Raw genomic sequence first — 23,803 nt, forward strand, 5'->3', positions numbered from 1 at the left:
GACAGGACACATCGTGAGCAGCATCAGCATCATCGGCACCGGGAACATGGCCCGCACCATCGGCGCGCGGGCGATAGCGGGCGGCAACACCGTCGAGGTCATGGGCCGCGATCAGTCCAAGGCCGCCGACCTGGCCAAGTCTCTGGGCGACAGCGCCACGACCGGAGAATGGGGCACCGCCCCGGCCGGGGACATCGTCATCGTGGCCCTGTTGCACAACGGTGTCGTGCCGGCCGTCACCCAGTACGGAGACGCTCTCGCGGGCAAGGTCGTCGTCGACATCAGCAACCCCTTCAACTCCACCTTCGACGGTCTGGCCCACCGCGAGGAGACCTCGATCGCGCAGGAAGTCGCCAAGGCGGCCCCGGCCGGCGCCAGCGTGGTGAAGGCGTTCAACACCGTCTTCCGTCAAGTCCTGGAGAAGGGCCGGCCCGACGTCTTCATCGCCGGCGACAATGCGCAGGCCAAGGCAGGTGTGGAGGCGTTCATCGAGAGCCTCGGGCTGCGCCCGCTGGACGTCGGCGGCCTGAAAATGGCGCACTGGCTGGAAGGGGCGGGCGTGGTCACAGTGGGCCTCGCCAACAACGGGGTGGGGAACCTGGACTTCGCCCTCAGCATCACCGAACTTTCCGTCTGATCAGACGTTGACGGGTCACAGAAGACTCGCCAAGTGAGCCCGTGGCGAGTCGGTGGGGGAGCGGTCCTGCACGTCCTTCTCGAGGGCGAAGATCACTTCCCTCGGGTCGATGACCGGCCTCCAGCCGTGCTCGGGCCGCGTCCAGCCCCCCCCGGGCCGCCAGACGGTCGTCGCTGAACTCGGCAAGCAGCCCGATCACGCGCGTATGAGTCTGGCTGTTCGTCAAGGCCGTAGCCCGGCGCTGGGCGGTCCAGGCGTGCGCCGACTGGGCGACCAACTGCGAGCACCGATAGTTCCCCGGGTGGACCACGCGCCGCATGGCCGTGCCCTTGGGATTGGTGTAGATCAGCTCACGCGTCTCAGTAGATCAGCTCACGCGTCTCAGTAGATCAGCTCACGCGTCTCGATCCCGGGCGCCTGCCCGCCCCGCTCAAGCGGCTTCGCCGCCTGCCGGGACCTGCGTTCCAGGATCGCCGTTCTCGCGGAGCATGTGGTCGAGCGCCTGAACGGCTCCTCGGCCAGGATGGGCGGCAGCGCGTCGTTGGCCTCTCCGCGTAAGTCCACGGCGGCCCGGGCGCCCTCGATCGCCACGTACTCGGCAGTCGGCGGCGGCGCTGGAACAGCCGTCCCTTGATGTCGAGTGGCAGGGTGCGGTCGCCGGCGTCGCGCGGGATCGGCGGCGGACGTCCGCGCGGCGAGAACGACAGCGGCCGAACTGGGCCGTACGCGGCTGCTGCTCTTGTAGCGTCCCCGGCAAGGGCCCTGAGGGGCATGGCGGGGCATTGAGGGGCCACAAGGACAGGAACACATCGACAGGCACCACACGGGACTCGCATGGCCCAGATCGCCGAGCGGCTACGCCAGTGGGCCGCTCTGCGGGCCCGTAGGCAGAGGTGAGGGGCAAGGGCGGAGGGCGCCGTTCGGGGAAGGTTCGGGCAGGGCTGCCGTCGGCCCGGGGCCTCAGCGCGCTCGGGGGAAAAGCCGCTCGACAGCGGTCACCACCGCGGCGCGGCGGGCGGCGGTGGTGGGGTCCACGGCGTGTGCGGCGGCGGCCTCGCTGAGTTCGGGTTGTGCCGCCCAGGTCGTGGCGATCTGGTTGACCAGGGCGAGGATGTCGGCGGGGTCCCAGGCGGGGTCGAGCTGTCCGGCCTGCTGCGCCTGGCGGAGCTGGTCGATCTTGCGGGCGATCAATGCCTGGGAGTGCTCGTCGGCAGCGGCCGTGGTGCCCAGCAGTTCGAGGCGGCCCCAGGTGATCAGGCGGTGGTGGTCCGGGCGGGCGACGAAGTAGTCGAACAGGCGGCCCGCGTAGCCAGGCAGGTCGGACGGGTCCAGCTGGGTGGCCTCGGCGATGACGGCGTGCTCCCGTGCGGCGACGTCGGCGTAGAGCGCGTCTTTGCCGCGGAAGTAGGCGTAGACGCGTTCCTTGCTCGTCCTGGCGAGTTTGGCGATGCGGTCCACGCGGGCGCCGGCGATGCCGTGGCGGGCGAACTCCTCCATGGCAGCGGTGAGGATGCGCTCGCGCGTGGTGTCGCCGGCGAGGGCGGGCGCTGCTGGCTGGCCGGAGTCGCGGGACGGGGACATGGCCCCAGGATAGAGCACCGAACTATTTGGTTTGGCATCTGGCCGATCGGCGCGTAGAGTCAAACGGAACAGTTCGGTTTGGCCTCTGGGGTGAAGCCGGCGAACCACTGAGGAGTGAACTCATGCAGCACCGCAATCTGGGCTCTCAGGGTCTGCGCGTCTCGGCGCTCGGCCTGGGAATCATGGGCATGTCGATGGCCTACGGCGCCTCGAACGACGACGAGGGCATCGCGACCATCCGCCGCGCCCACGAACTCGGGATCGACCTCTTCGACACCGCCGAGCTGTACGGCGCCGGCACCGGCAGCAACGAGATCCTCCTGGGCAAGGCGGTCAAGGACTTCCGCGACGAGGTGGTCCTCGCCACCAAGTTCGGCTTCGACATGACCGCCCCGCTGCACAGCCCCGGCTACAACAGCCGCCCGGAAAACATCCGCCAGGTCGCCGAGAACAGCCTGCGCTACCTGCAGAGCGACCACATCGACCTCTTCTACCAGCACATCTCCGACCCCGACGTTCCGGTCGAGGAGGTCGCCGGCGTGGTCGGCGAACTGATCGCCGAGGGCAAGGTGAAGTACTTCGGCCTGAGCAACGTCGGCCCCCAGTACATCCGCCGCGCCCACGCCGTCACCCCGGTCTCCGTGCTCCAGTACGAGTACTCGCTCTTCGAGCGGGAGGTGGAGGAGAAGATCCTTCCCGTGCTGCGGGAACTCGGCATCGGCCTGGTGCCCTACTCCCCGCTCGGCCGCGGTTTCCTCGCCGGCCAGATCAAGCCCGCCGGCGAATACCCCGCGGACGACATGCGCAGCTGGGACGAGCGCTGGCAGGGCGAGAACTACACGTACAACCTGCACGCCATCGAACAGCTCAAGAACCTGGCCGACACCAAGGGCATCACCACCGCCCAGCTCGCGCTGGCCTGGCTGCTCGCCCAGGGCGAGGACGTCGCACCCATTCCCGGCACCCGCAGCACCAAGCGCCTCGAGGAGAACGCCGGCGCCGTCGACGTCCAGCTCTCCGCAGCCGATCTGGCCCGCATCACGGAGATCCTTCCCCACGGCTCGGCAGGCAGCCGTTACCCCGCTGCGATGCTGTCCAGCTTCACCACAGACTGACCGCGCCGACACACGCGCATGCAACGCCGGGCCCGTCGGCCAAGCCGGGAGCGCAGCGACATCACCTCGGGGCGCACCATCCGCGCGGTGGACAGCCAGTGCGTGAGCCCGACCGACACGATCACCGGCCTGTCCGTCGCCGTCGCGCTCATCATCGGCACGGTCGAACTACTGGGCCTGATCGCGGAGAAGGCGAATCTGCACGGCGCTTTCTGGGACCGGGTGTCCGGCCTGGACCTGAACATCATCGGATACGTCATCGTCGGGCTGTTCTTCGTCATGTGGGCGGTGGCCCTGGTGGTGTGGAAGGTCGGCCGGATAGAGGAGAAGTGGACGGCGGGCCTGGCACAGCCCGCCACGGCCGAGCAAGGTGCCGAAAGCCTGCGGGAGTTGATCAGGCGGCTGGTGCCTCGCGCTGCGGCTCAGGCCGGTTCCGGTCGTGTTGGCGGTGGTCTTGTGTCCAGCGGACGACGAGAGGCACCGCCAGACCCGTCAGGGCGAACACCGCTCCCGCTGCGTACCCACCGTGGACTTCCTGTTCGGCTACGACGCCACGACCGGCGTGGTCGCCGACTGGAGAAGCCGGACCCGCAGGCGAGACTGTTTCCCGGACGCGGGGCGCGTCTTACGACTCGTCCGTCCTCGGACGCCGCCTCGTGCTCCTCCCGCGCAGTGGGCCTGCCCCCCCATGCCTACAAATCGGTCTCGATCCCGGCCAATGCTTGGGCGCTGACGGGCGCCCGGCAATCATGTGGCCATGCAGCGGCCGCTCAGCCTCCACGCCCCCGAGTGGTTCACGGCCGACGACTCGGCCCTGAACGTCGCGCTCGTGTACCCGATGCAGGGGCCTGCCGGGATCTTCGGTCCCGCCTGTGAGGCGTGCGCGCGGCTGGCCGCCGAGGAGATCAACAAGGCCGGCGGTGTGCTCGGCAAGGAGCTCCGGCTGCTGGAGGTCGACGGCGGCGCCGACCCGCGGAAGGTCGCCGAGGAGGTCGAGGCCCTGGTGGCGACCGGTGTGGTGCACGGGGTGACCGGCTGGCACATCTCCTCGGTCCGGCAGGCGGTGGCGCCGCGCATCGCGCACCTGGTGCCGTACGTCTACACCGCCCTGTACGAAGGCGGGGAGCGCACCGACGGTGTCTTCATGACCAGTGAGACGCCCGACTGGCAGCTGCTGCCCGCCATGCGGCTGCTGGCCGAGACACGGCGGGTGCGCCGATGGTTCGTCGTCGGCAACAACTACGTCTGGCCCCGGCGCACCGCCCGGGCCGCCCGCCGTTACGCGCGAGCGTGTGGGGGTGGGCGGGTCTGCGGTGAGGCGTATCTCCCGCTGGGCGCCGAGGACTTCCGTGACGTGCTGCGGCGCATCGAGCACGCGGACGCGGACGGCGTGCTGATGCTGCTGGTCGGCAGCGACGCGGTCCGCTTCAACCGGGCCTTCGCCGCCTCCGGCCTCGACCAGCGGTGCCTCAGGCTGAGCACGCTGATGGACGAGAACATGCTGATGGCCAGCGGTCCGGAGGCGACCGGTGACCTCTTCAGCACGGCCGGATTCTTCGCCTCGCTGGCGAACCAGGACACCCTGGACTTCCACGGCCAGTACGCAGACCGCTTCGGTATCGAGGCTCCGGCCCCCGGAAGCCTCGGCGAATCCTGTTACGAGGGTGTGCTGCTGCTCGCCTCACTCATCGAGCGGGCCCGCACCCTGGACGTGGCCGCGATCTCCGCCGCCGCCGAGACCGTCTCCTACGAAGGGCCGCGCGGCCTGCTCCGCCTCCGCGACCGGCATGTGCGCCAGCGCATCTACCTCGCGGAGGCGGACGGGCTCGACTTCAACGTCCTCGCCCAACTCCGCGCTCCGCACGACCTGGTGTGACGCCGCCAGGGACCGTGGCGCCCCGGCCCGAGGTGCCCGGGCCTTCCAGGGCCCCGGCCAGCCGTGCGAGCAATTCGTCCAGCTCCTCGCCGGGGAGCGAATGCTCCAAGGCCCCCCAGTCGGCCCGTACTTCACGGACCAGCAACTGCCACCGCTGCATGCCTCGCGGAGTGAGGTGGGCCAGCACCCGACGCCGGTCCGTGGGGTCGACGCGGCGGTAAACCCAGTTCTGGTCGACGAGTTGGTCGACCAGCTTGGTGAGGCTCGGGGCCGGCAGGAAGGCATGGTCGGCGAGGGCCGTCATGTTGTGCCCCTGCCCGTCGGACAGCAGGTCGAGCACCCGCCACGCCTCGACCGAACAGTCGAACTCGTCCAGTACGGACTGCACTCGGCGCACGGTGAGGCGTTCGGCACGGGTCAGCAGGTAGAGCAGTTCCTGGGGCTGCCTCGCCATCGTGCTCCTCCGCTCGTGCTGTCGGCCTGTGTCCGAGCCTACCTGTGATCACTGGGCCCTTGACAAGGGAAACCGAGAAACTGATCCTTTCCGCAGGAAGCATTAATTGCCGTCGCCGTGATGCCGTCAACCGCGCATCTCCAGCGGGGGCATTTTTGTTTTACTCGCGATTTTGCTTCCACTGGAAACCATTCTTCAATTGCCGTGAAACGCACCGGAAACAGTCTCCTCGCAGGCTGTGGTCGCACTTCAGCGACCAGCCCGGACGCCACCCCGGAACGGCTGGGGAACCCGTGCGCCAACGCCGCCGCTTCTGAAGCGTGTCCCTCCCCTTCCCTCCCACGGCTCTTTCGAGACACTCCGCTCTTTTCGCTTCGCCCTTCGGGGCAAGGAGGTTGTGCATGTCCGGGCTCAGCATCAGCAGACGCGGTCTTCTGGCCGGCATATCGGCCGCCGGCGCGTCCGCCGCCCTCAGCGCCTGTGGCGCCAAGACCGGCACCGAGACGACGTCGGGCTCCGGCGCCACGGCGGACACGTCCGGCAGCACGGTCAAGGTCGGTCTGCTCAACTCGCTTTCGGGCACCATGGCCATCAGCGAGGTCACGGTCCACAACTCGCTGCTGCTCGCCATCAAGGAGATCAACGCCTCCGGGGGTGTTCTGGGCAAGAAGCTCAAGCCCATCAGCCAGGACGGCGCCTCCGACTGGCCGACGTTCGCCGAGAAGGCCGAGGCCCTCATCACGGACGACAAGGTCGCGGCCACCTTCGGCTGCTGGACCTCGGCCAGCCGCAAGGCCGTCAAGCCGGTCTTCGAGCGGTACAAGTCGCTGCTCTTCTACCCCGTTCAGTACGAGGGCCTGGAGGAGTCGCCGTACATCTTCTACATCGGCGCCACCACCAACCAGCAGATCGTGCCCGCCCTCGACTACCTGAAGAAGCAGGGCCTGACCAAGCTGTACCTGGTCGGCAGCGACTACGTGTTCCCGCGCACCGCCAACAAGATCATCAAGGCGTACGCGAAGGCCAAGGGCCTGACGGTGGTCGGCGAGGACTACGCGCCGCTCGGCTCCACCGAGTTCAGCACCATCGTCAACAAGGTCAAGGGCTCCGGCGCCGACGCGGTGTTCAACACCCTCAACGGTGACAGCAACGTGGCCTTCTTCAAGGAGTACAAGTCCGCGGGCCTCACCGCCAAGAGCCTGCCGGTGCTCTCCGTCTCGATCGCCGAGGAGGAGGTCAAGAGCATCGGAACGCAGTACCTGGATGGCCAGTTGACGGCCTGGAACTACTACGAGACCACACCGGGCGCCGCGAACAAGAAGTTCGTCGCGGCCTACCAGGCGGCGTACGGCAAGGACAAGCCGACCTCCGACCCGATGGAGGCCGCCTACATCTCCGTCTACCTCTGGAAGGCGATGGTCGAGAAGGCCGGCTCCTTCGACGTCGCCAAGGTGAAGGCGGCCTCCGACGGCATCGTCTTCGACGCCCCCGAGGGCAAGGTCACCGTCGACGGCGCCACCCAGCACGTCTACAAGACGGCCCGCATCGGCAAGGTCGGCTCCGACGGCCTGATCGAGGAGGTCTGGAACTCGGGCAAGCCGATCAAGCCGGACCCGTACCTCAAGGGCTACTCCTGGGCCTCCGGCCTGTCCTGAGCCACGCCCCATGGGATCGACCCGGCTCCGTCACGGGGCCGGGTCACGCCCATGGCGAGCCCGCACGCCGCAAGCCCGCACGTCCGTACCCGACCCGGAGCCGCTTCATGACGGTCGTCCTCAACCAGTCCTTCACCGGCATCAGCATCGGTGCCGTCCTGCTTCTCATCGCGCTCGGCCTGACCCTGACGTTCGGTCAGATGGGCGTGATCAACATGGCGCACGGCGAGTTCATCATGGCCGGCGCCTACACGACGTACGTCCTGCAGAAGTCCATCAGCAGCGCCGGGGTCTCCCTCCTCGTCGCCCTGCCGCTCGCGTTCCTGGTCGCGGGAGCCATGGGCGCGCTCCTTGAATGGCTGCTCATCCGGCGGCTCTACACGCGCCCGCTGGACACCCTGCTGGTCACCTGGGGCGTCTCGCTGATGCTCCAGCAGCTGGCCCGGGACGTCTTCGGCGCCCCCAACGTGCAGACGGCCGCACCCGACATCCTCACCGGCAACATCTCGGCAGGCTCGGTCACCTTCGCCAACAACCGCCTGTTCATCCTGGGCCTGGCGCTCCTCTGCGTCCTCGGCCTGACCCTCGTCCTGCGATTCACCCCGCTGGGCCGCCGTATCCGGGCCGTCGTGCAGAACCGCGACCTCGCCGAGGTCTCCGGCATCGCCACCGGACAGGTCGACCGGATCACCTTCTTCATCGGCTCCGGCCTGGCCGGCGTGGCCGGGGTCGCGCTCACCCTGGTCGGGCCGATCGGCCCGACGATGGGCACCAACTACATCGTCGACGCCTTCCTGGTCGTGGTCGTCGGTGGCATCGGACAGCTGAAGGGGGCCGTCATCACGGCGTTCGCGCTGGGCGTGCTGCAGTCCGTGCTGGAGTACTCGACCACCGTCAGCGTCGCCAAGGTCGTGGTGCTGGTGGCGATCGTCGCCTTCCTCCAGTGGCGACCCCAGGGCCTGTACACACTGCGCACCCGGAGCCTGGCATGACGACCACGACCACGACCACGCCCCCCGACACCCTGGCCCCGCCCTCCACGCCCTTGCTGAACCGCTTCCGCGTGCCCGCGGGCTTCGCCCTCGGTGCCGTGCTCCTGCTCGGCATCGCCCCGCTCGCCCTCTCCGACTTCCGCCTCTCCCTCCTCGCGAAGTACCTGTGCTACGCGATCGTGGCCGTCGGCGTCAGCCTGGCCTGGGGCCGAGGCGGCCTCATGGTGCTCGGACAGGGCGTCTTCTTCGGCCTCGGCGGCTACGCCATGGCCATGCACCTCAAACTCACCGACGCCGCCGCCACCGGCGAGAAGCTGCCGGACTTCATGCAGCTGTACGGCACCGGCGACGCGCTGCCCTGGTGGTGGAAGCCCTTCGCCAACCCCGGCTTCGCGCTCGCCATGACCGTGCTGCTGCCCATGGCGGTCGCCGCCGTCCTCGGCTTCTTCGTCTTCCAACGCAGGGTGAAGGGCGCCTACTTCGCGATCCTCAGCCAGGCACTCGCCGCCGCCCTCTCCATCTGGCTGGTCGGCCAGCAGGCGACCACGGGCGGCACCAACGGCCTCACCGACATCCAGGGCTTCTTCGGCTACTCGCTCGACGACCCGGTCAACCAGCGGATGGTGTACTTCATCATCGCCGCCGTGCTGCTCCTGCTGATGGCCCTCGCCCGCCAGCTGTTCGTCAGCCGCTACGGCGAACTCCTCGTCGCCGTACGGGACTCCGAGGAACGGGTGCGCTTCCTCGGCTACAACCCGGCGAACATCAAGCTCGTCGCGTACGTCGTCGCGGCCGGCATGGCGGGCCTCGCGGGAGCCCTCTTCGTCCCGGCCGTCGGGATCATCTCCCCGGCCCTGATCGGCATCGTGCCCTCCATCGGCTTCGTCATCGGCGCGGCGGTCGGCGGGCGGGCGTCCCTGGTGGGAGCGGTGCTCGGCGCGATCGCCGTGGCCTGGGCGCAGAGCACGCTGTCCGACGAGTTCCCCGCCGCATGGACCTACCTCCAGGGACTGCTCTTCGTGCTGGCGGTCGGCTTCCTCCCCGGCGGCCTGGCCTCCCTGGGCGTCGTCCTGCGCAAGCGCCGCACCGGCGGCGCCACCCGATCCCGTACCTCTGGGGAGACAGCATGAGCGGCGAGGGACTGACCGTCCGCGACCTACGGGTGACGTTCGACGGGTTCACCGCCGTCGACGGCGTCGACCTGGACATCCGCCCCGGCGACCTGCGCTTCCTCATCGGCCCGAACGGCGCGGGCAAGACCACGCTGGTCGACGCGGTCACCGGTCTGGTGAAGGCCACCGGGTCGGTCCGCTTCGGCGGCCAGGACCTGCTGGGCAAGCCCGTGCAGAAGATCGCCCGCCTGGGCATCGGCCGTACGTTCCAGACGGCCAGCATCTTCGAGGAACTGACCGTGCTGCAGAACCTCGACATCGCGGCGGGCGCCGGGCGGGGCGTGTGGACGATGCTGCGCCGCCGCAAGGACATCCCCGAGCCGGTCGCGAAAGCGTTGGAGACGACGGGCCTGACCGAGCTGCGCGACCGCCCCGCGGGCGTGCTCGCCCACGGGCAGAAGCAGTGGCTGGAGATCGGCATGCTGCTCGTCCAGGACGTGAAGCTGCTCCTGCTCGACGAGCCGGTGGCCGGCATGAGCCACGAGGAACGGGAGGCCACCGGCGAGCTGTTGCAGCGGGTGAGCGAGGACCACACGGTCGTCGTCATCGAGCACGACATGGACTTCATGCGCTCCTTCGCCCGCAGTGTCAGCGTCCTGCACGCCGGCAAGGTGCTCAGCGAGGGCACGGTCGCCGAGGTCCAGGCCGACGCCAAGGTCCAGGAGGTCTACCTCGGACGCGCCTCCGAACCCGAAGCCGAAACCGAACCGGGATCGACACCCGCCGCCCCTGCCGCCGTCGCCGAGGAGGCGTGAGACGCATGCTGGAGATCAGTTCCGTACAGGCCGGTTACGACCGCACCACTGTGCTGCACGGCGTCACGGTCTCGGTTCCGAAGGACGCGGTCGCCGCCGTTCTGGGCCACAATGGCGCCGGAAAGAGCACCCTCCTGCGGGTCGCCATGGGCCTGCTCAAGCCGAAGAGCGGCGCCGTCCTGCTGGATGGCGAGGACATCACGCGCCTCGCCCCGCACCAGCGCGTGGCCCGCGGTATGGCGTACGTCCCCCAGGGCCAGCAGTCCTTCCCGCATCTGACCACCGCCGAGAACCTCCAACTCGTCGCCGACGGACGCCCCGACGGCAAGGAGGCGACCGCCGAGGCCCTGGACCTCTTCCCCGCCCTGCGTGAACTGTCCGGCCGCCGCGCCGGTCTGCTCTCCGGCGGGCAGCGGCAGCAACTCGCCATCGCCCGCGCCCTGATCACCCGGCCGAGGCTGCTCCTGCTCGACGAACCGACCGAGGGCATCCAGCCTTCCGTCGTCGCCGAGATCGAGGAGACGATCCTCGCCCTGACCCGGCGCGGCGGCCTGTCGGTTCTCCTCGTGGAGCAGCACGTCGGCTTCGCCATGCGGGCCGCGCAGCAGTACTACGTCCTGGAAGCGGGCCGGGTGACGTCCTCGGGCGAGGGTGGCACGGGCGCCGAGCAGACGGTACGCGCCGCGCTCAGCGTGTGAGTCCCGGCCGGTGAACGTGCGGCCCTCGACGGTGAGAACCCGGTCCCCGTCGAGGGCCCTGCGCGCACCGGCCGCCGGGATGCGCTGGGGCCGGTGGGATCGGGGTCCGCCCGGTGGGGCGCGAACCGGGGACCGGTACTTCAGATCCCGTGGGTCGCGAAGGCGATGAACTGGGTCACCTGGCGTGCGGCGAAGTTGTCGTCGGAGACCAGGACGACGGTGCGGCGCCCGTCGGGGAGGCGGGGGCCGAGGGTGATGCCCTCGACGTTGTCGACCCGGGGCAGTCCGGGTACGTCGGACAGGTCGGTCATGAGGGTCTTGCGGACCGGCCGGCCGGGCCGCGCGGACGGATCGGTGAGGGAGTCGCGGCCGAGAACGTCGGTGGCGCCGGGCAGGTCGACGAGGTGGATACGGGCCTTCCGGTTGTTGTCGGCGTAGATCGAGGCGCGGCGGTACGTTCGGCGGCGACGCGGTCGACACGGCCGGCCCGGCCCGGTTCGACGCCGTGGCCCCCGGAGCGCTGTCACCCTGGGAGGGGCACATCGCGCCGGGGTGTTCCACCTCTGCGAGCCGACACGCGCCGAGTTCCTCCACTCGGCAACCGGGCCGTCCCACCGGGACGAACTCGCGGAGGAGTTGGACGCACTGTGCCATCTCTCTCCCGTTCCGAAGAACGTCTGGCGTTGGGTCGGCCCCGGGACAGCGGAAGTTCAGCAACGGGACGTACGGCCCTGAACTCCGGGCGCCGGCCTGCTTGTCGGTCTCTCGACCAGGCCCACACCGCGGCGACCGGCCGAGCGAGCATCTGCTCATACCGAGTTCCGCGGACCGCGGTCAGTCCGCGTCGGCGACCACGGAACCGATGCGGTCGGCCAGAGTCGGGTCGCGGCGGACCAGGAGGGCCGCGTAGCCGACGGCGGCGACCAGGGCGGCCAGTGCCGCGTAGGGGAACCAGTTGTACGGCGTGGGCTGGCCCGGCTTGGCGAGGTAGTACAGCGGGACCAGGATGGCCAGCGTGCCGAGTGCGGGCAGCACCAGGTGCCGTACCACCCGGAACTCCTGCGGCCGGTATCTGCGGTAGTACAGCGGCAGGGCGATGTTGGAGGCGAGATAGACCAGCAGGATCAGGATGGTGCCGAGGGTCGAGGACTCGGTGAAGAAGACCACCGGATCCATCGAGCCGCCGCCGGAGCCCAGCAGGTGCCCCAGGCCCCAGCCGCCGATGATCAGCAGCGCGGTGACGGCGAAGGTGACGATCGCGTTGTTCGGCGTACGGCGGGTGGGGTGCACGTAGCCGAAGAAGGACGGGAGCAGCCCCTCGCGTCCGGCGTTGAACACCAGGCGGGCCTGGGAGTTGATGCCGGCGATCAGCACGCCGAGCGTGGAGGTCAGGCCGCCCAGATAGGCGAGGAACGCCAGCGTGCCGAGGGTGTGCCGGGCCACCTCGACGAAGGGGATCGGGGAGGCCCCGAGCCTGTGCACGTCGTAGCCGAAGCCGGTGACCGTCGCGTAGGCGAAGACGACGTAGCTCACCGTCATGATCGCGATGGAGGAGAACACCGCGCGGCCGACGTTGCGCCGTGGGTTCTCCGTCTCCTCGGCGAGCGCGGCCGAGTTCTCCCAGCCGACGAACAGGTACACCGCCAAGGGGAAGCCCGCCGCGAGCCCCCTGAAGCCGTGGCTGATGTGGCTGGGCAGGAACGGACCGAGGGAGAGGGAGCCGCGGTGTTCCACGAGCGCCGCCACCGAGACCACGGCCAGGACCAGCATCTCCACCCCGAAGAAGTAGCCGGCCCACTTGGTGGACACCACGATCCCGCGCAGCATCAACACCACCGCCAGCCCGGTGAGCAGCAGCGTCCAGAGAATCCACGGCAGGTCCACGCCGGTGTAGTGGTGCAGGGTGATCTGCACGAACCCGCCGGAGATGGCGATGACGGAGGCCATCGCGATGATGTAGCCCAGCCCCGCCAGCAGCGCGGTGGTCACCGCGCTGACGGGTCCGAAGGTCTTGCCCACGAAGGTCGTGAAGCTGCCCGCCGAGGGGTGCGCCCGGGAGAACTCCGCGAGCGTGTTGCCGAGCAGCGCGACCGCGATGCCCGCGGCGACGATGGTCAGCGGTGAGGCCACGCCCGCGGTGGTGGCCAGGAAGGCGAAACCGAAGAAGAAGCTCATGGCCGGGCCGACGTTGGCCATCGTGGCGGCGGCGATGTCCGCCATGCCGAGGACGCCGCCCCGCAGCCGCTGGGGCGCGTCGCCGACGGGACCCGGCGGGGACAGCGGGCCTGCTCCGGGGTGGGGCATGGCGGCAACTCCTTGTGCGTGGGGCGTGGTCAGTGCTGGTCCTCGACGGACGGACCGGGCGTCAGCGGTGCCGGGAACGCTGGTGCGCCTTCACCGCCTGCACGGCCGGATCGGTCGCCCCCCGGCCCAGTTCGGTGAGCAGTTCGGCGTGGCAGTGGTTCTGGGCCCGCACGACCTCGGGGTGCGGCGCGGGCAGCAGCAGGCAGAGCCGGCCGAGCAGATCGGCGGCGAACTCGCGCATTCCGGCGCCGCCGAGCGTCTCCGCGAGGTCCAGGTGGAAGCGGGCCTCCAACTCGGCCAGGCGTGCCGGGTCGTGGGTCAGTTCCATCTCCTCGACCAGCGTCCCAAGCCCCTCCAGCCGCTCGGCCGGGACCTCTCCCGAACCGTGCGCCACGAGGCCGCATTCGAGCAGCAGGTGGAAGGCGTCCAGTGAAGCCGCCTCCTCGGCGTCGTGCATCACGGCGACTACGGTGTCCCAGTCCCGCGCGACGAAGGTTCCGCCCGCCCGTCCGCGCCGACGGTCGAGCAGGCCGTCCTGGCACATGCCCTCCAGCGCGCGCCGCACGGTGATCTCGCTGATCCCCAGTTCCTCGGCGAGGACCCCGGCATCCGGAAGCCGGTCACCCGGCTGCACGGAACGCAGGCGTACCCGCAGCGCGATCCTCGACCGGACGAGATCGGATCCGCTCTGGCCCGCGCCGGGCAGGGCGCGGGCGTGTCCCACGTCGGTGACCGGTGTCGTCCGAGCCGGGCCTGGCTGGTTGTAAGGCCCGAACTTGCCCGCTGCATTCACCACGACGCCACCCTAACGGCCTGCTGAACGCGGCCGCGGCTCGCGACGGAAGCGGTCCGGCGCGTCGGGCCGGGGCCCTGCCCGTGACATCGGCCGGCCGAACCGGACCCCGTGTCCCGGGGGCGGTCCCGGCCCGGCCGAGGTCCCGCGCCGGCTCCTCGCCGTCCGCCCCACCGGGGCGCGGTCCCGCAGGGGCCCGGGGTGATCGACGCGGGTCGCCGGTGGTTCCCGCGACGGTGTCACGGTGTGGTGCACAGGGGCTCCCAGGGGCGGGGAACGTCGGAGCAGGGTTCGTCCGCAGCAGCCCGGAACAGCCGGGCCACGGCACGGCGCGGGGGTCGCGCCGGGGGCGGCGGGCCGCGATGCAGGAAAAATTAGAGCAAGGTGAACAGTTAAACAAGACCTAGCGGCGGCCGGTTCGGGAGCGGCGGAGAGGTCCGGGTGGGCGACCGGGTGACCATGTCCCTGAGCAGGGGATTCACGTCTCGCTGGGCGCCTTCGAGGGGTACGTCGACGGGGGCGGGAGCGGTCGTCCGGGAGGCGCCGGCGCCCCGTGGGGCGGCGTGCGGAGACCGTCGGCCCACCGACGACACCCTTGTTTTTTTTGATCGCCGTGAACTATTTTCCTGAGCGTCACCGGGCGACCTAAGCAGCAGACCCCGGTCGGCGGCCGTGATCCACCATGCCCTCCCCGCGACCGTGATCGCCACCCCCGACCCGGACCCGCCCCTGACCCGGCACACTCGCACGCCCCGCCCGGCGGAATCCATGCGGCCACCTCCGTCCGATCTCGCCGGAACCGTCCCCGTCCCCGCCAGTCCCCTGGATGCCGAGATGACCACACGTCCCCCTGCCCCCGCCCCCGATACGGTCACCACCACCGAAGACACCCCGTCAGGATCCGGCCTGCAGGCCGGGCTGAAGAACCGCCACCTGTCGATGATCGCGATCGGCGGTGTGATCGGAGCGGGGCTGTTCGTCGGCTCCGGCTCGGGCATCGCCGCCGCGGGGCCCGGCATACTCGTGTCGTACGCACTCGTGGGCGCCCTGGTCGTGCTCGTGATGCGCATGCTGGGTGAGATGGCCGCCGCGAACCCGACCTCCGGTTCCTTCTCCGCGTACGCCGACCGTGCGCTCGGCCGCTGGGCCGGGTTCTCCATCGGCTGGCTGTACTGGTTCTTCTGGGTCGTGGTGCTCGCCGTGGAGGCGACCGCCGGCGCGAAGATCCTGGAGAGCTGGATCCCCGGCGTGCCCCAGTGGGCCTGGGCCCTGATCGTGATGATCGTGCTGACCGTCTCCAACCTCGCCTCGGTCGCCTCCTACGGCGAGTTCGAGTTCTGGTTCGCCGGGATCAAGGTCGTCGCGATCGTCGCGTTCATCGGCGTCGGCCTCCTGGCGGTCTTCGGGGTCCTGCCGGGCACGCACAGCGACACCGCGGGGCTGTCCAACCTCACCGCGCACGGCGGCTTCCTGCCCAACGGGCCCGGCAAGATCCTCACCGGCGTACTGATGGTCGTCTTCTCCTTCATGGGCAGCGAGATCGTCACCCTGGCGGCAGGGGAGTCCGAGGACCCCCAGCGCGCGGTCACCAAGGCCACCAACAGCGTCATCTGGCGGATCGGTGTGTTCTACCTCGGCTCGATCTTCATCGTGCTGACCCTGCTGCCCTGGAACTCCCCGGCCATCACCAAGGACGGTTCGTACGTCGCCGCCCTGGACTCCCTGGGTATCGCGCACGCCGGGCAGGTCATGAACTTCATCGTCCTCACCTCCGTGCTGTCCTGCCTCAACTCCGGTCTCTACACCGCCTCCCGCATGGCCTTCTCCCTCGGCCGCCGTGGTGACGCCCCCGCCGCCTTCGGCCGCACCAAGCGCCGGGGCGTGCCGCAGACCGCGATCCTCGCCTCGGTCGTCTTCGGCTTCGTCGCGGTGTTCTTCAACTACGCCTGGCCCGACACCGTCTTCCTGTTCCTGCTCAACTCCTCCGGCGCCATCGCCCTGTTCGTCTGGCTGGTCATCTGCTTCTCGCAGCTGCGCATGCGCCGCATCATCCAGACGGAGTCGCCGGAGAAGCTGGTCGTCCGGATGTGGCTCTTCCCGTATCTGACCTGGGCCACCATCGCCCTGATCGTGTTCGTGCTCGGCTACATGCTCACCGACACCGCCTCGGGCGGCGGCCGGGACCAGGTTGTCCTGTCCACCCTGGTGGCCGGGGGTGTGGTGGCCTTTGCGCTCCTCCGCAAGCGGCTGTCGCCGAAAGCCCGGCAGGAGGAGATCACCCCCTCGTAGGAGACCGGGTCCGCACAGGGCCGCCCCTACCGCCGGTGACGCGGCTCTCGACTCGCGTCACCGGCTTCACGGCTGCATCCGTCACGCGGGGTGATGGGATGCCCAGGGACCACGGAGGGACCGCTTCGTCAACTCGGGGTCGCCGCCGATGAGCCGCTCCGGGAAGCCGGGGGGGCTGGGCGAGGAAGAACCAATGTTCGTAGGCCCTCGCGAAGGCGGTGTCCGCGGTGGCGAAGACGTGTCGGGCGGGCACGATGTCCAGGACGGCGGCGCGCCTGACCAGGGCGGGGTGATCGAGGCACATCCGGTGAACGACGCGGGCACCGCGGTCGTGTCCGACCGCGGCGAAGGTGTCGAAGCCGAGGCGCGCCATCACCGCGACCTGGTCCGCGGCCACGGCGCGTTTGCTGTACTCGGCATGGTCGGCGCCGGCGACCGGTTTCGCGGAGCCGCCGTATCCGCGCAGATCCGTCAGCACGCCGGTGTGGCGCTGCGCCAGGATCGCGGCCTGTTGTCCTCTCGCCCCCTCTCGCCTATTATAGTATGAACGTAATGTAAAAGACCGGGGAGCCGACGATGCGACACGGCCGGTGGCCCTCGTGGCGACCGCATGTTCTGGAGCTTCTTCGATGAGCTCCCGCACCGGAGGTATCAGAACGATGAGTCTGAACAAGATGGTTCTTGGTTCCGCGGGTCTCGGGATCGCCGTGATCGGGTTGGTCTATCTCTTGGCTCCCCACCTCTTGCTCGACGTCTACGGGGTCGACATCCAGTCGCCGTCGGAGGCGAACATTTTCAGGAGCGGTTCCGGATCACTGTTCGTAGCCCTGGGGATCTTGTTCTGCCTGGGAGCCTTCAACGCGCGTTACACCAGGACTTCGCTCATCACGATGTTCACCTTCATGAGCGGCCTGGCTGTGGGACGCGTGGTCAGCATCGTGGCGGATGGGTGGCCCCATGCGCTGCTGACCGCCGTTCTTGTCGTCGAGGCTTCCTACGCCGGCGCTGCGGCCTATCTGTTGCGGGTGGAGGACTCCTCCCCGCAGCTGAGGGAGAACGCCTGAGAGTCGAGGCCCCCGTGCGGCAGGGCGGCGAGACTCTCGCTGGACCCGGTTCCCCAGGAAGTGCGGCAGATGAACCGAAGCCGGTGAGCGAAGCCACTCCTCCTTGGGGAAAACCAGGTCTGCTTGGGGAAGACCCGACCGCTCATTCCGGGCGTGTTCACACATGCGCCGTTTTTGGTACACAAGGCGCCACTCTGATGAGTCCGGCACGCGCAGCCCGCCTCGAACTCATGGGAGAGACCAGATGTCCAGACGCTACGCCAGGCCCGGAGCCCTCCTCGCCGCCGCCGGAGTCCTGACCGGACTGACCGCCGCCCAGCCCTCCGCGTTCGCCGCCACCCACCACCGGGCCGCCGCCCGGCACGTCCTGCTGGTCTCCGTCGACGGGCTGCACCAGTCGGACCTGGCCTGGTACATCGCCAGGCACCCGAAGTCCGCGCTGGCCCGGCTGGTCGGCGGCGGCGTGGAGTACACCCACGCCAGGACCACCACGCCGTCCGACTCCTTCCCCGGCATGGTCGCCCAGGCGACCGGCGGCAGCCCCGGCACCACAGGCATCTACTACGACGACACCTACAACGCCGCACTCCTCCCGGCGGGAACCACCAGTTGCAAGGGCGTCAAGCCCGGAGTCGAGGTGGACCTCACCGAGGATCTCGACGCCGACCAGGCATCCCTCGACGCCGGTCAGGGCCTCGCGGGTCTGCCGGACAGCATCCTGTCGATGACCGGCCACCCGGCGAGCCTGATCAACGCGTCGAAGCTGCCGGTCGACCCGAAGACCTGCAAGCCGGTGTACCCGCACTCGTACCTCAAGGTGAACACGATCTTCGAGGTGGCCCGCCAGGCGGGTCTGCGTACCGCCTGGTCGGACAAGCACGCCGCGTACGAGATCCTCAACGGCCCCTCGGGCACCGGCATCCAGGACCTGTTCACCCCGGAGATCAACAGCGACGCCCTCGGCTACGCCGCCGGCGACGACTGGACCAAGGACAACAAGGCCACCGAGCAGTACGACGGTTACAAGGTGAAGGCCGTCCTCAACGAGATCGACGGCTACGACCACAGCCACTCCCACAAGGTCGGCACGCCGGCGATACTCGGCCTCAACTTCCAGTCGGTCTCCACCGCGCAGAAGCTGCCCGCCTCGGACGGCCTCACCGGCGGCTACACCGCCAAGAACGTCCCGGGCCCGCTGCTGGTCAAGAACCTGGAGTTCGTCGACAAGGAGATCGGCGCCCTGACCGCCGAGATCGGCAAGCGGCACCTTTCCGGCAGCACCACCGTCATCCTCTCCGCCAAGCACGGCCAATCGCCCACCGACCCCGCCGCGCTCACCCGCGTCGACGACGGTCCGCTGCTGGACGGCCTCAACGCCGCCTGGAAGAAGCTCCACCCCGGCGCCGCCGATCTGGTGACGCACGCGGTGGACGACGACGCCATGCTGCTCTGGCTCTCGGACCGTTCCGCGGCCGCCACCGCTTTCGCCAAGAAGTACCTGCTCGCGCAGAACGGCACCGGCACCGACATCAACGCCGCGCCCAAGGCGTACACCCGCAGCGGGCTCAGCAAGGTCTACGCCGGAAAGGCCGCGGCCGACCACTTCCATGTCGAGGCCGGCGACGCCAGGGTGCCGGACCTCCTCGGTGTCGCGCAGTACGGCGTCGTCTACGCCGGCGGCACCAAGAAGATCGCCGAGCACGGTGGCGGCCACTCCGACGACCTCGACGTCCCTCTCGTGGTGTCCGGCGCCTCCGTCCCGGACGGCGTGCGTGATTCCGCGAGCGTGCAGACCAAGCAGATCGCACCGACGATCCTGAGCCTGCTCGGCCTCGACCCCCGCTCCCTGCAGGCCGTGCGCGAGGAACACACCACCGTGCTGCCGGTCCGCTGACCCGTTCGGCCAACGCCGGCCGATCGGCCTTCCGGTCCCGCCTGACGGCCGTCCGGTACGCCGACGCACGGCTCGGCGCTCCCCGCTACCCGACCGTCCTTTCCGGACTCAGCCGGTGCGCCATCTCCGAGGCCATGGATGTCAGGCGGTCCGCTGTGCATGGGCGCGTCTTTGCATCGGCCCGCCCCGCTCTCCGCGCGCCCGGGAAAACCTGATTCGTTCCGCTGTCAGGTGGTGGTGGCGAGGGACTGTTCGGCCCAGATTGTCTTACCGGAGTGCGTCTGGCGGGTGCCCCAGCCCTGGGTGAGCTGGGCGACGAGGAGCAGGCCGCGGCCACCTTCGTCGAAGGTGCGGGCGCGGCGCAGGTGGGGGCTGGTGTTGCTGGCGTCGGAGACCTCGCAGATGAGGTTGCGGTCGCGGATGAGCCGGAGCTGGATGGGGGCGCCGCCGTAGCGGATGGCGTTGGTGACCAGTTCGCTGACGACCAGTTCGGTGACGAAGGCGGCCTCGTCCAGGCCCCAGGCGGCCAGCTGCCGGCAGGCATTTCTGCGGGTCTCGGCGACCGCCGAGGGTTCGGGCGGCACGTCCCAGGTGGCGACATGCGCCGCGTCCAGGGCGCGGGTACGGGCGATCAGCAGCGCCACGTCGTCGTCGGGGTGGTCCGGGAGAAGCGTCTGGAGCACGGTGTCGCACGTGTCCTCCAAGGACGGAGCCGACCGGGCCAACGCCTCACGCAGCGCGTCGAGACCCTTGTCGATGTCGCGGCCACGGGCCTCGATCAGACCGTCGGTGTACAGCGCGAGGAGGCTGCCTTCGGGCAGCTCGATCTCGGCGGCTTCGAAGGGCAGGCCGCCCAGCCCCAGGGGCGGGCCCGCGGGGATGTCGAGGAATTCCACGGTGCCGTCCGGGGTCGCCAGCGCGGGTACGGGGTGGCCCGCGCGGGCCAGGGTGCAGCGTCGGGAAACCGGGTCGTAGACCGCGTACAGGCAGGTCGCTCCGATGTCGGCGGCGGTGCCGGCCGTGCTGTCGGCCTCGGCGGACAGGCGGATGACCAGGTCGTCCAGGTGGGTCAGCAGTTCGTCGGGCGGGAGGTCGACATCGGCCAGGGTGCGTACGGCGGTGCGCAACCGTCCCATGCTGGCCGAGGCCTGGATGCCGTGGCCGACGACGTCGCCGACGACGAGGGCGACCCGGGCGCCGGACAGCGGGATCACGTCGAACCAGTCGCCGCCGACACCGGCCTGTGTGCCGGCGGGCAGGTAGCGAGAGGCGACGTCGACGGCGGCCTGCGGGGGCAGCCGGTGTGGCAGGAGACTGCTCTGCAGGGTGAGGGAGGTGCGGCGCTCGCGGGTGTAGCGGCGGGCGTTGTCGATGCAGACGGCGGCCCTGGCGGTGATCTCCTCGCCCAGGAGCAGGTCGTCCTGCGCGAAGGGTTCCGGGCTCCGGTGGCGGGAGAAGGTGGCCACGCCGAGCGTGATGCCGCGGGCGCGCATCGGCACGGCCAGCACCGAGTGGAAGCCGTAGCGCCGCATTCGCTCGGCCCGCTCCGGGGTCTGGCTCGCCACCTTGTCCATCGCGGAGGCGGTCACGTTCTCGATCAGCGGCCGGCCACTGGTCAGGCACCTGGCCGCAGTGGACTCGTCCGGGTAGGCGGCCACCGTTCCGCGCTTCACCACGGCCTCGGGGGAACCCTCCAGAACGGACTGGTAGGCGACACGGCGCAGCATGACGGGGCCGGGCGGCGAGCCGGCGCGCGGGTCGTCGCCGCCTTCGATGGCGGGGAGCAGGTCGACGGTGACGAAGTCCGCGAGCCGCGGGATGGCCACGTCCGCGAGTTCCTGCGCGGTCCGGGCGAGGTCCAGGGTGCTGCCGATGCGGATGCTGGCGTCGTTGAGCAGGGCCAGACGTCCCCGGGCCAGATGCTCCTCGGTCGTGTCGTGCGCGGAAAGGAGCACTCCCCGTACGGTTCCCCCGGCGTCCAGCAAAGGGGTGAGTGAAGTCGCCCAGACGCTCTCGCGCTCGTGGCCCGCCAGGTGCAGGATCTGCTGCAGCTGCTGCTCTTCGCCGGTTTCCAGCGCCCGCCGCATGCACTGTTCGGTCCGGTCACCCTCGGGATGGACCACGATCTCCGACACGCGCAACCCCTGCATCGCCTCTTCGGGCAGGCCCATGGCACGTTCCATATCGGCGTTCGCCCGCCGCAGCCGCAGGCCGGCGTCGTAGAGCGCCGTCGTGGACGGGGACCGGGTGAACGCCCACATCACCAGTGCGTCGTCCTGGAGAGGCGCCGACGGGCGGACCAGGGGGGAGACCAGGAGCCACTCGCCGCCCCTGTTGCCGTCTTCACTGTCGGGTTCCCGGCGATGGGCCAGCAGGTTCACCGCGAGGTGGTGGCCGTCCCGGTGCAGGAGTGTCGCTGTCCCGTTCCACCTCGGCAGCGTCCGCAGGGACCGCAGTGTCCCGGTGGGCGGCTTCCCGGCGAGCAACCGCGCCGCAGGCCGGCCGACGACCTCCGCGGCCCGGTATCCGAGCAGCCGCCGCGCTCCCTCGCTCCATCCGGTCACGATGCCGTTCGGATCCACGCCGGCCCTGGCCGTGGCCGACTCGTCGACGGGGTCGTCCAGCGGCCACGCCGCCCGGTCGTCGCCGGCGGCGGTTTCAGAACCCGTCATCGCGCTCATCCGCTCTCGCCTCGGTCGTTCCACCGTGCGCTCCGGTCCGGCCAGGGGCAAACCAGTGGCCGGAAGGGCAGATCATAATACGATCAATAAGGTCATAGCTGCAAAATGCCACTAATGCATCAATGATGGAGGGGGCGCCATGAGTGCCACCGGTGAGGGGATGTGGCCGGATGCGGCCGAATGGACCGGGAAGATCTACAGCGGCGGCTGGCGGCAGTCCGAGGGCGGGGCTCGGCCGGTGAACGAGCCCGCCACGGGAGAGCGGCTGGCGGAGGTGGGCGTGGCGGCGCCCGCGGATGTCGCCCGGGCCGGTGCCCTGGCCGCACGGGCTCAGCGGGCCTGGGCCGAGGTGCCGGCCCAGGAGCGCGCCGAGGTCCTGCTCCGTGCCGCCCGGGCACTGCGTGACAACAGTGGGGCGATCCGCGAGTGGATCGTCAGGGAGTCCGGAGGCGTCCCGGCGAAGGGCGACTACGAGATCGCCGCCGGGCTCAGCCAGTTGGCGCAGGCCGCTGGGCTCGCGTCGCTGCCCGGCGGCGAGATCCTGAGCCCGCCGACCGGCCGGGCCAGTTACGCATGGCGGGTACCGCTGGGGGTGGTCGGCGTCATCAACCCCTGGAACGCCCCTCTGCTGTTCGCCATGCGGGCCCTCGCGCCCGCCCTCGCGCTGGGCAACGCCGTCCTGCTCAAACCCGATCCCCACACACCGGTGTCCGGCGGCGTCGTCGTAGCGCGGCTCTTCGAGGATGCCGGACTGCCCGAGGGACTGCTCCACGTCCTGCCCGGAGGCCCCGGCACCGGTGAGGCGGTCGTGGCTGATCCCCACGTCGCCATGGTCTCGTTCACCGGCTCCACCGAGGCGGGTCGGGCGGTCGCCCGCGCCGCGGGCGCAGGGCTCAAGCGGGTGGCCCTGGAACTGGGCGGCAAGAACTCGATCGTCGTCCTCGAGGACGCGGACGTCGACGCGGCCGCGGCAGCCGGGGCGATGAGTTCCTTCGGCTACCAGGGGCAGGCCTGCGTCGCCGCCGGGCGCCATCTGGTCCACGTCGACCTCATGGAGTCGTATACCGAGGCACTGATCGGGCACGCCAAGGCGCTGCGGGTCGGCGACCCCCGCGAGGACGGCGTGGCACTCGGTCCCGTGATCAGCGAGCGCCAGGCCGCGAGGATCGAGCGCATCGTGGACGAGAGCGTGGCCGCCGGGGCACGGGTGCTGGCCGGCGGGCGCCGCGACGGGCTGTTCTACCCGCCCACCGTCCTGGACCACGTCGAGCGGACCATGCCCGCCTTCACCGAGGAGATCTTCGGGCCCGTCGCCCCCGTCGTTCCCTTCCGCACCGACACGGAGGCCGTCGAGATCGCCAACGACACCGAATACGGCCTGACAGCGGCTGTGCACTCCCGTTCGGTGCCGCGGGGCACGGCCGTCGCCGAGCAGTTGCGCACCGGCATGGTGCACCTCAACGACGTCTCGGCCAAGGATGCCGCGAACGCCCCCTTCGGCGGGATGGGAGCATCGGGCAACGGCTCCCGCATCGGCGGTACCGCCAATCTGGAGCAGTTCACCCAGTGGCGCTGGATGACGGTGAACGAGGCGGTCTGATGCCTACGGAGCCGACCGCGTCCGCGCTGCGAACGCCTGAGCCCTGGTCTGTCAGGACTGTCCGTCAACTCCCTCGAGAGCGAACGAACAGCGGCCATCGCCCCCACTGGCTGTTGAACCGCTCCCGCGGCCGGTAAAAGTGCCGCGCCGTGTTTCGGAAGCGTCACGGGTCTTGTCACCCGAGCGGGCGCCGTGCCAATCTCCGGCAATGGTTACGTAACCATTGCCGGTTCGGCGGGTCCG

At 70.0% G+C, this 23,803-nt stretch carries 20 protein-coding genes and 3 pseudogenes; 14 read left to right on the forward strand and 9 right to left on the reverse strand.

The window, feature by feature from the left end:
• The first annotated feature begins 13 nt into the window (after positions 1–13).
• Entirely contained in the window at positions 14–637 is a 624-nt protein-coding gene (locus ABZT06_RS09095; RefSeq protein WP_355737149.1) for an NAD(P)-binding domain-containing protein, read from the forward strand.
• Positions 638–1,018: 381 nt separating this feature from the next.
• Here ABZT06_RS09095 and ABZT06_RS09100 read toward each other — a convergent pair whose 3' ends face one another.
• Together ABZT06_RS09100 and ABZT06_RS09105 are read right to left on the reverse strand one after the other, a co-directional pair.
• Positions 1,019–1,228 carry a hypothetical protein gene (locus tag ABZT06_RS09100; protein ID WP_355737151.1) on the reverse strand — a complete coding sequence of 70 codons (210 nt, stop codon included), beginning with the start codon at positions 1,226–1,228 and terminating at the stop codon, positions 1,019–1,021.
• Between the two features lie 369 nt (positions 1,229–1,597).
• A complete protein-coding gene (locus ABZT06_RS09105; protein WP_355737153.1) occupies positions 1,598–2,218 on the reverse strand; it encodes a TetR family transcriptional regulator in 621 nt (206 codons plus the stop codon).
• A gap of 122 nt (positions 2,219–2,340) precedes the next feature.
• Between ABZT06_RS09105 and ABZT06_RS09110 the strand changes: the two genes are divergently transcribed.
• The gene (locus ABZT06_RS09110; protein ID WP_355737155.1) at positions 2,341–3,333 is read left to right on the forward strand and encodes an aldo/keto reductase; all 993 of its coding nucleotides are present in this window, start codon (positions 2,341–2,343) and stop codon (positions 3,331–3,333) included.
• Positions 3,334–3,377: 44 nt separating this feature from the next.
• Here the strand turns inward: ABZT06_RS09110 and ABZT06_RS09115 are convergent.
• Positions 3,378–3,461 (reverse strand): annotated as a pseudogene (locus ABZT06_RS09115) (ABC transporter permease); the annotation flags it as partial.
• Between ABZT06_RS09115 and ABZT06_RS09120 the strand changes: the two are divergent.
• Both ABZT06_RS09120 and ABZT06_RS09125 read left to right on the forward strand, forming a co-directional pair.
• A pseudogene (locus ABZT06_RS09120) lies at positions 3,451–3,684 on the forward strand (HoxN/HupN/NixA family nickel/cobalt transporter); the annotation flags it as partial. The pseudogenes ABZT06_RS09115 and ABZT06_RS09120 overlap by 11 nt on opposite strands.
• Positions 3,685–4,090: 406 nt before the next feature.
• Complete coding sequence (locus ABZT06_RS09125) at positions 4,091–5,209, forward strand: substrate-binding domain-containing protein (protein ID WP_355737157.1); 1,119 nt, start codon at positions 4,091–4,093, stop codon at positions 5,207–5,209.
• On the opposite strand, the gene ABZT06_RS09130 is transcribed toward ABZT06_RS09125, so the two are convergent.
• The gene (locus ABZT06_RS09130; protein WP_355737160.1) at positions 5,166–5,663 is read right to left on the reverse strand and encodes a MarR family transcriptional regulator; all 498 of its coding nucleotides are present in this window, start codon (positions 5,661–5,663) and stop codon (positions 5,166–5,168) included. The two genes, ABZT06_RS09125 and ABZT06_RS09130, sit on opposite strands and share 44 nt — an antisense overlap.
• Before the next feature lie 401 nt (positions 5,664–6,064).
• Here ABZT06_RS09130 and urtA point away from each other — a divergent pair, with 401 nt between their 5' ends.
• From urtA to urtE, 5 genes are all read left to right on the forward strand, one after another.
• Positions 6,065–7,318 carry an urea ABC transporter substrate-binding protein gene (gene urtA, locus ABZT06_RS09135; RefSeq protein ID WP_355737163.1) on the forward strand — a complete coding sequence of 418 codons (1,254 nt, stop codon included), beginning with the start codon at positions 6,065–6,067 and terminating at the stop codon, positions 7,316–7,318.
• A 107-nt stretch (positions 7,319–7,425) separates the two neighbouring features.
• The gene (urtB, locus tag ABZT06_RS09140; protein WP_037717241.1) at positions 7,426–8,310 is read left to right on the forward strand and encodes an urea ABC transporter permease subunit UrtB; all 885 of its coding nucleotides are present in this window, start codon (positions 7,426–7,428) and stop codon (positions 8,308–8,310) included.
• Entirely contained in the window at positions 8,307–9,440 is a 1,134-nt protein-coding gene (urtC, locus tag ABZT06_RS09145) for an urea ABC transporter permease subunit UrtC (protein WP_355737168.1), read from the forward strand. The genes urtB and urtC overlap by 4 nt, the downstream gene beginning before the upstream one ends.
• On the forward strand, positions 9,437–10,237 hold the full coding sequence (gene urtD, locus ABZT06_RS09150; RefSeq protein ID WP_355737171.1) for an urea ABC transporter ATP-binding protein UrtD: 801 nt from the start codon (positions 9,437–9,439) through the stop codon (positions 10,235–10,237). The genes urtC and urtD overlap by 4 nt, the downstream gene beginning before the upstream one ends.
• Before the next feature lie 5 nt (positions 10,238–10,242).
• Positions 10,243–10,935, forward strand: coding sequence for an urea ABC transporter ATP-binding subunit UrtE (gene urtE, locus ABZT06_RS09155; protein WP_355737174.1), 693 nt, complete (start codon positions 10,243–10,245; stop codon positions 10,933–10,935).
• Between the two features lie 140 nt (positions 10,936–11,075).
• Here urtE and ABZT06_RS09160 read toward each other — a convergent pair whose 3' ends face one another.
• Positions 11,076–11,462, reverse strand: a complete 387-nt coding sequence (locus ABZT06_RS09160) for an esterase-like activity of phytase family protein (protein WP_355737177.1) — start codon at positions 11,460–11,462, stop codon at positions 11,076–11,078.
• Here ABZT06_RS09160 and ABZT06_RS09165 point away from each other — a divergent pair.
• A pseudogene (locus ABZT06_RS09165) lies at positions 11,441–11,625 on the forward strand (VapC toxin family PIN domain ribonuclease); the annotation flags it as partial. The gene ABZT06_RS09160 and the pseudogene ABZT06_RS09165 sit on opposite strands and share 22 nt — an antisense overlap.
• A gap of 144 nt (positions 11,626–11,769) precedes the next feature.
• Here the strand turns inward: ABZT06_RS09165 and ABZT06_RS09170 are convergent.
• Both ABZT06_RS09170 and ABZT06_RS09175 read right to left on the reverse strand, forming a co-directional pair.
• A complete protein-coding gene (locus tag ABZT06_RS09170) occupies positions 11,770–13,239 on the reverse strand; it encodes an APC family permease (protein WP_355737180.1) in 1,470 nt (489 codons plus the stop codon).
• Between the two features lie 61 nt (positions 13,240–13,300).
• Complete coding sequence (locus ABZT06_RS09175; RefSeq protein WP_355737183.1) at positions 13,301–14,035, reverse strand: GntR family transcriptional regulator; 735 nt, start codon at positions 14,033–14,035, stop codon at positions 13,301–13,303.
• Between the two features lie 831 nt (positions 14,036–14,866).
• Between ABZT06_RS09175 and ABZT06_RS09180 the strand changes: the two genes are divergently transcribed.
• A complete protein-coding gene (locus ABZT06_RS09180; protein ID WP_355737185.1) occupies positions 14,867–16,321 on the forward strand; it encodes an amino acid permease in 1,455 nt (484 codons plus the stop codon).
• Here ABZT06_RS09180 and ABZT06_RS09185 read toward each other — a convergent pair.
• Positions 16,308–16,964: an alpha/beta fold hydrolase gene (locus ABZT06_RS09185; protein WP_355737188.1), complete on the reverse strand. Its 657-nt coding sequence runs from the start codon at positions 16,962–16,964 to the stop codon at positions 16,308–16,310. The two genes, ABZT06_RS09180 and ABZT06_RS09185, sit on opposite strands and share 14 nt — an antisense overlap.
• Positions 16,965–16,980: 16 nt before the next feature.
• Between ABZT06_RS09185 and ABZT06_RS09190 the strand changes: the two genes are divergently transcribed.
• On the forward strand, positions 16,981–17,385 hold the full coding sequence (locus ABZT06_RS09190) for a DUF4345 domain-containing protein (protein ID WP_355737191.1): 405 nt from the start codon (positions 16,981–16,983) through the stop codon (positions 17,383–17,385).
• A 244-nt stretch (positions 17,386–17,629) separates the two neighbouring features.
• A complete protein-coding gene (locus tag ABZT06_RS09195) occupies positions 17,630–19,279 on the forward strand; it encodes an alkaline phosphatase family protein (RefSeq protein ID WP_355737194.1) in 1,650 nt (549 codons plus the stop codon).
• 227 nt (positions 19,280–19,506) lie between these two features.
• On the opposite strand, the gene ABZT06_RS09200 is transcribed toward ABZT06_RS09195, so the two are convergent.
• Entirely contained in the window at positions 19,507–21,951 is a 2,445-nt protein-coding gene (locus ABZT06_RS09200) for a SpoIIE family protein phosphatase (protein WP_355737197.1), read from the reverse strand.
• Positions 21,952–22,099: 148 nt separating this feature from the next.
• On the opposite strand from ABZT06_RS09200, the gene ABZT06_RS09205 reads away from it, so the two are divergent.
• On the forward strand, positions 22,100–23,560 hold the full coding sequence (locus ABZT06_RS09205; RefSeq protein ID WP_355737199.1) for a benzaldehyde dehydrogenase: 1,461 nt from the start codon (positions 22,100–22,102) through the stop codon (positions 23,558–23,560).
• Positions 23,561–23,803: the final 243 nt, after the last annotated feature.

The organism is Streptomyces sp. NPDC005483 (genome assembly GCF_040606035.1).
GTDB lineage: Bacteria > Actinomycetota > Actinomycetes > Streptomycetales > Streptomycetaceae > Streptomyces.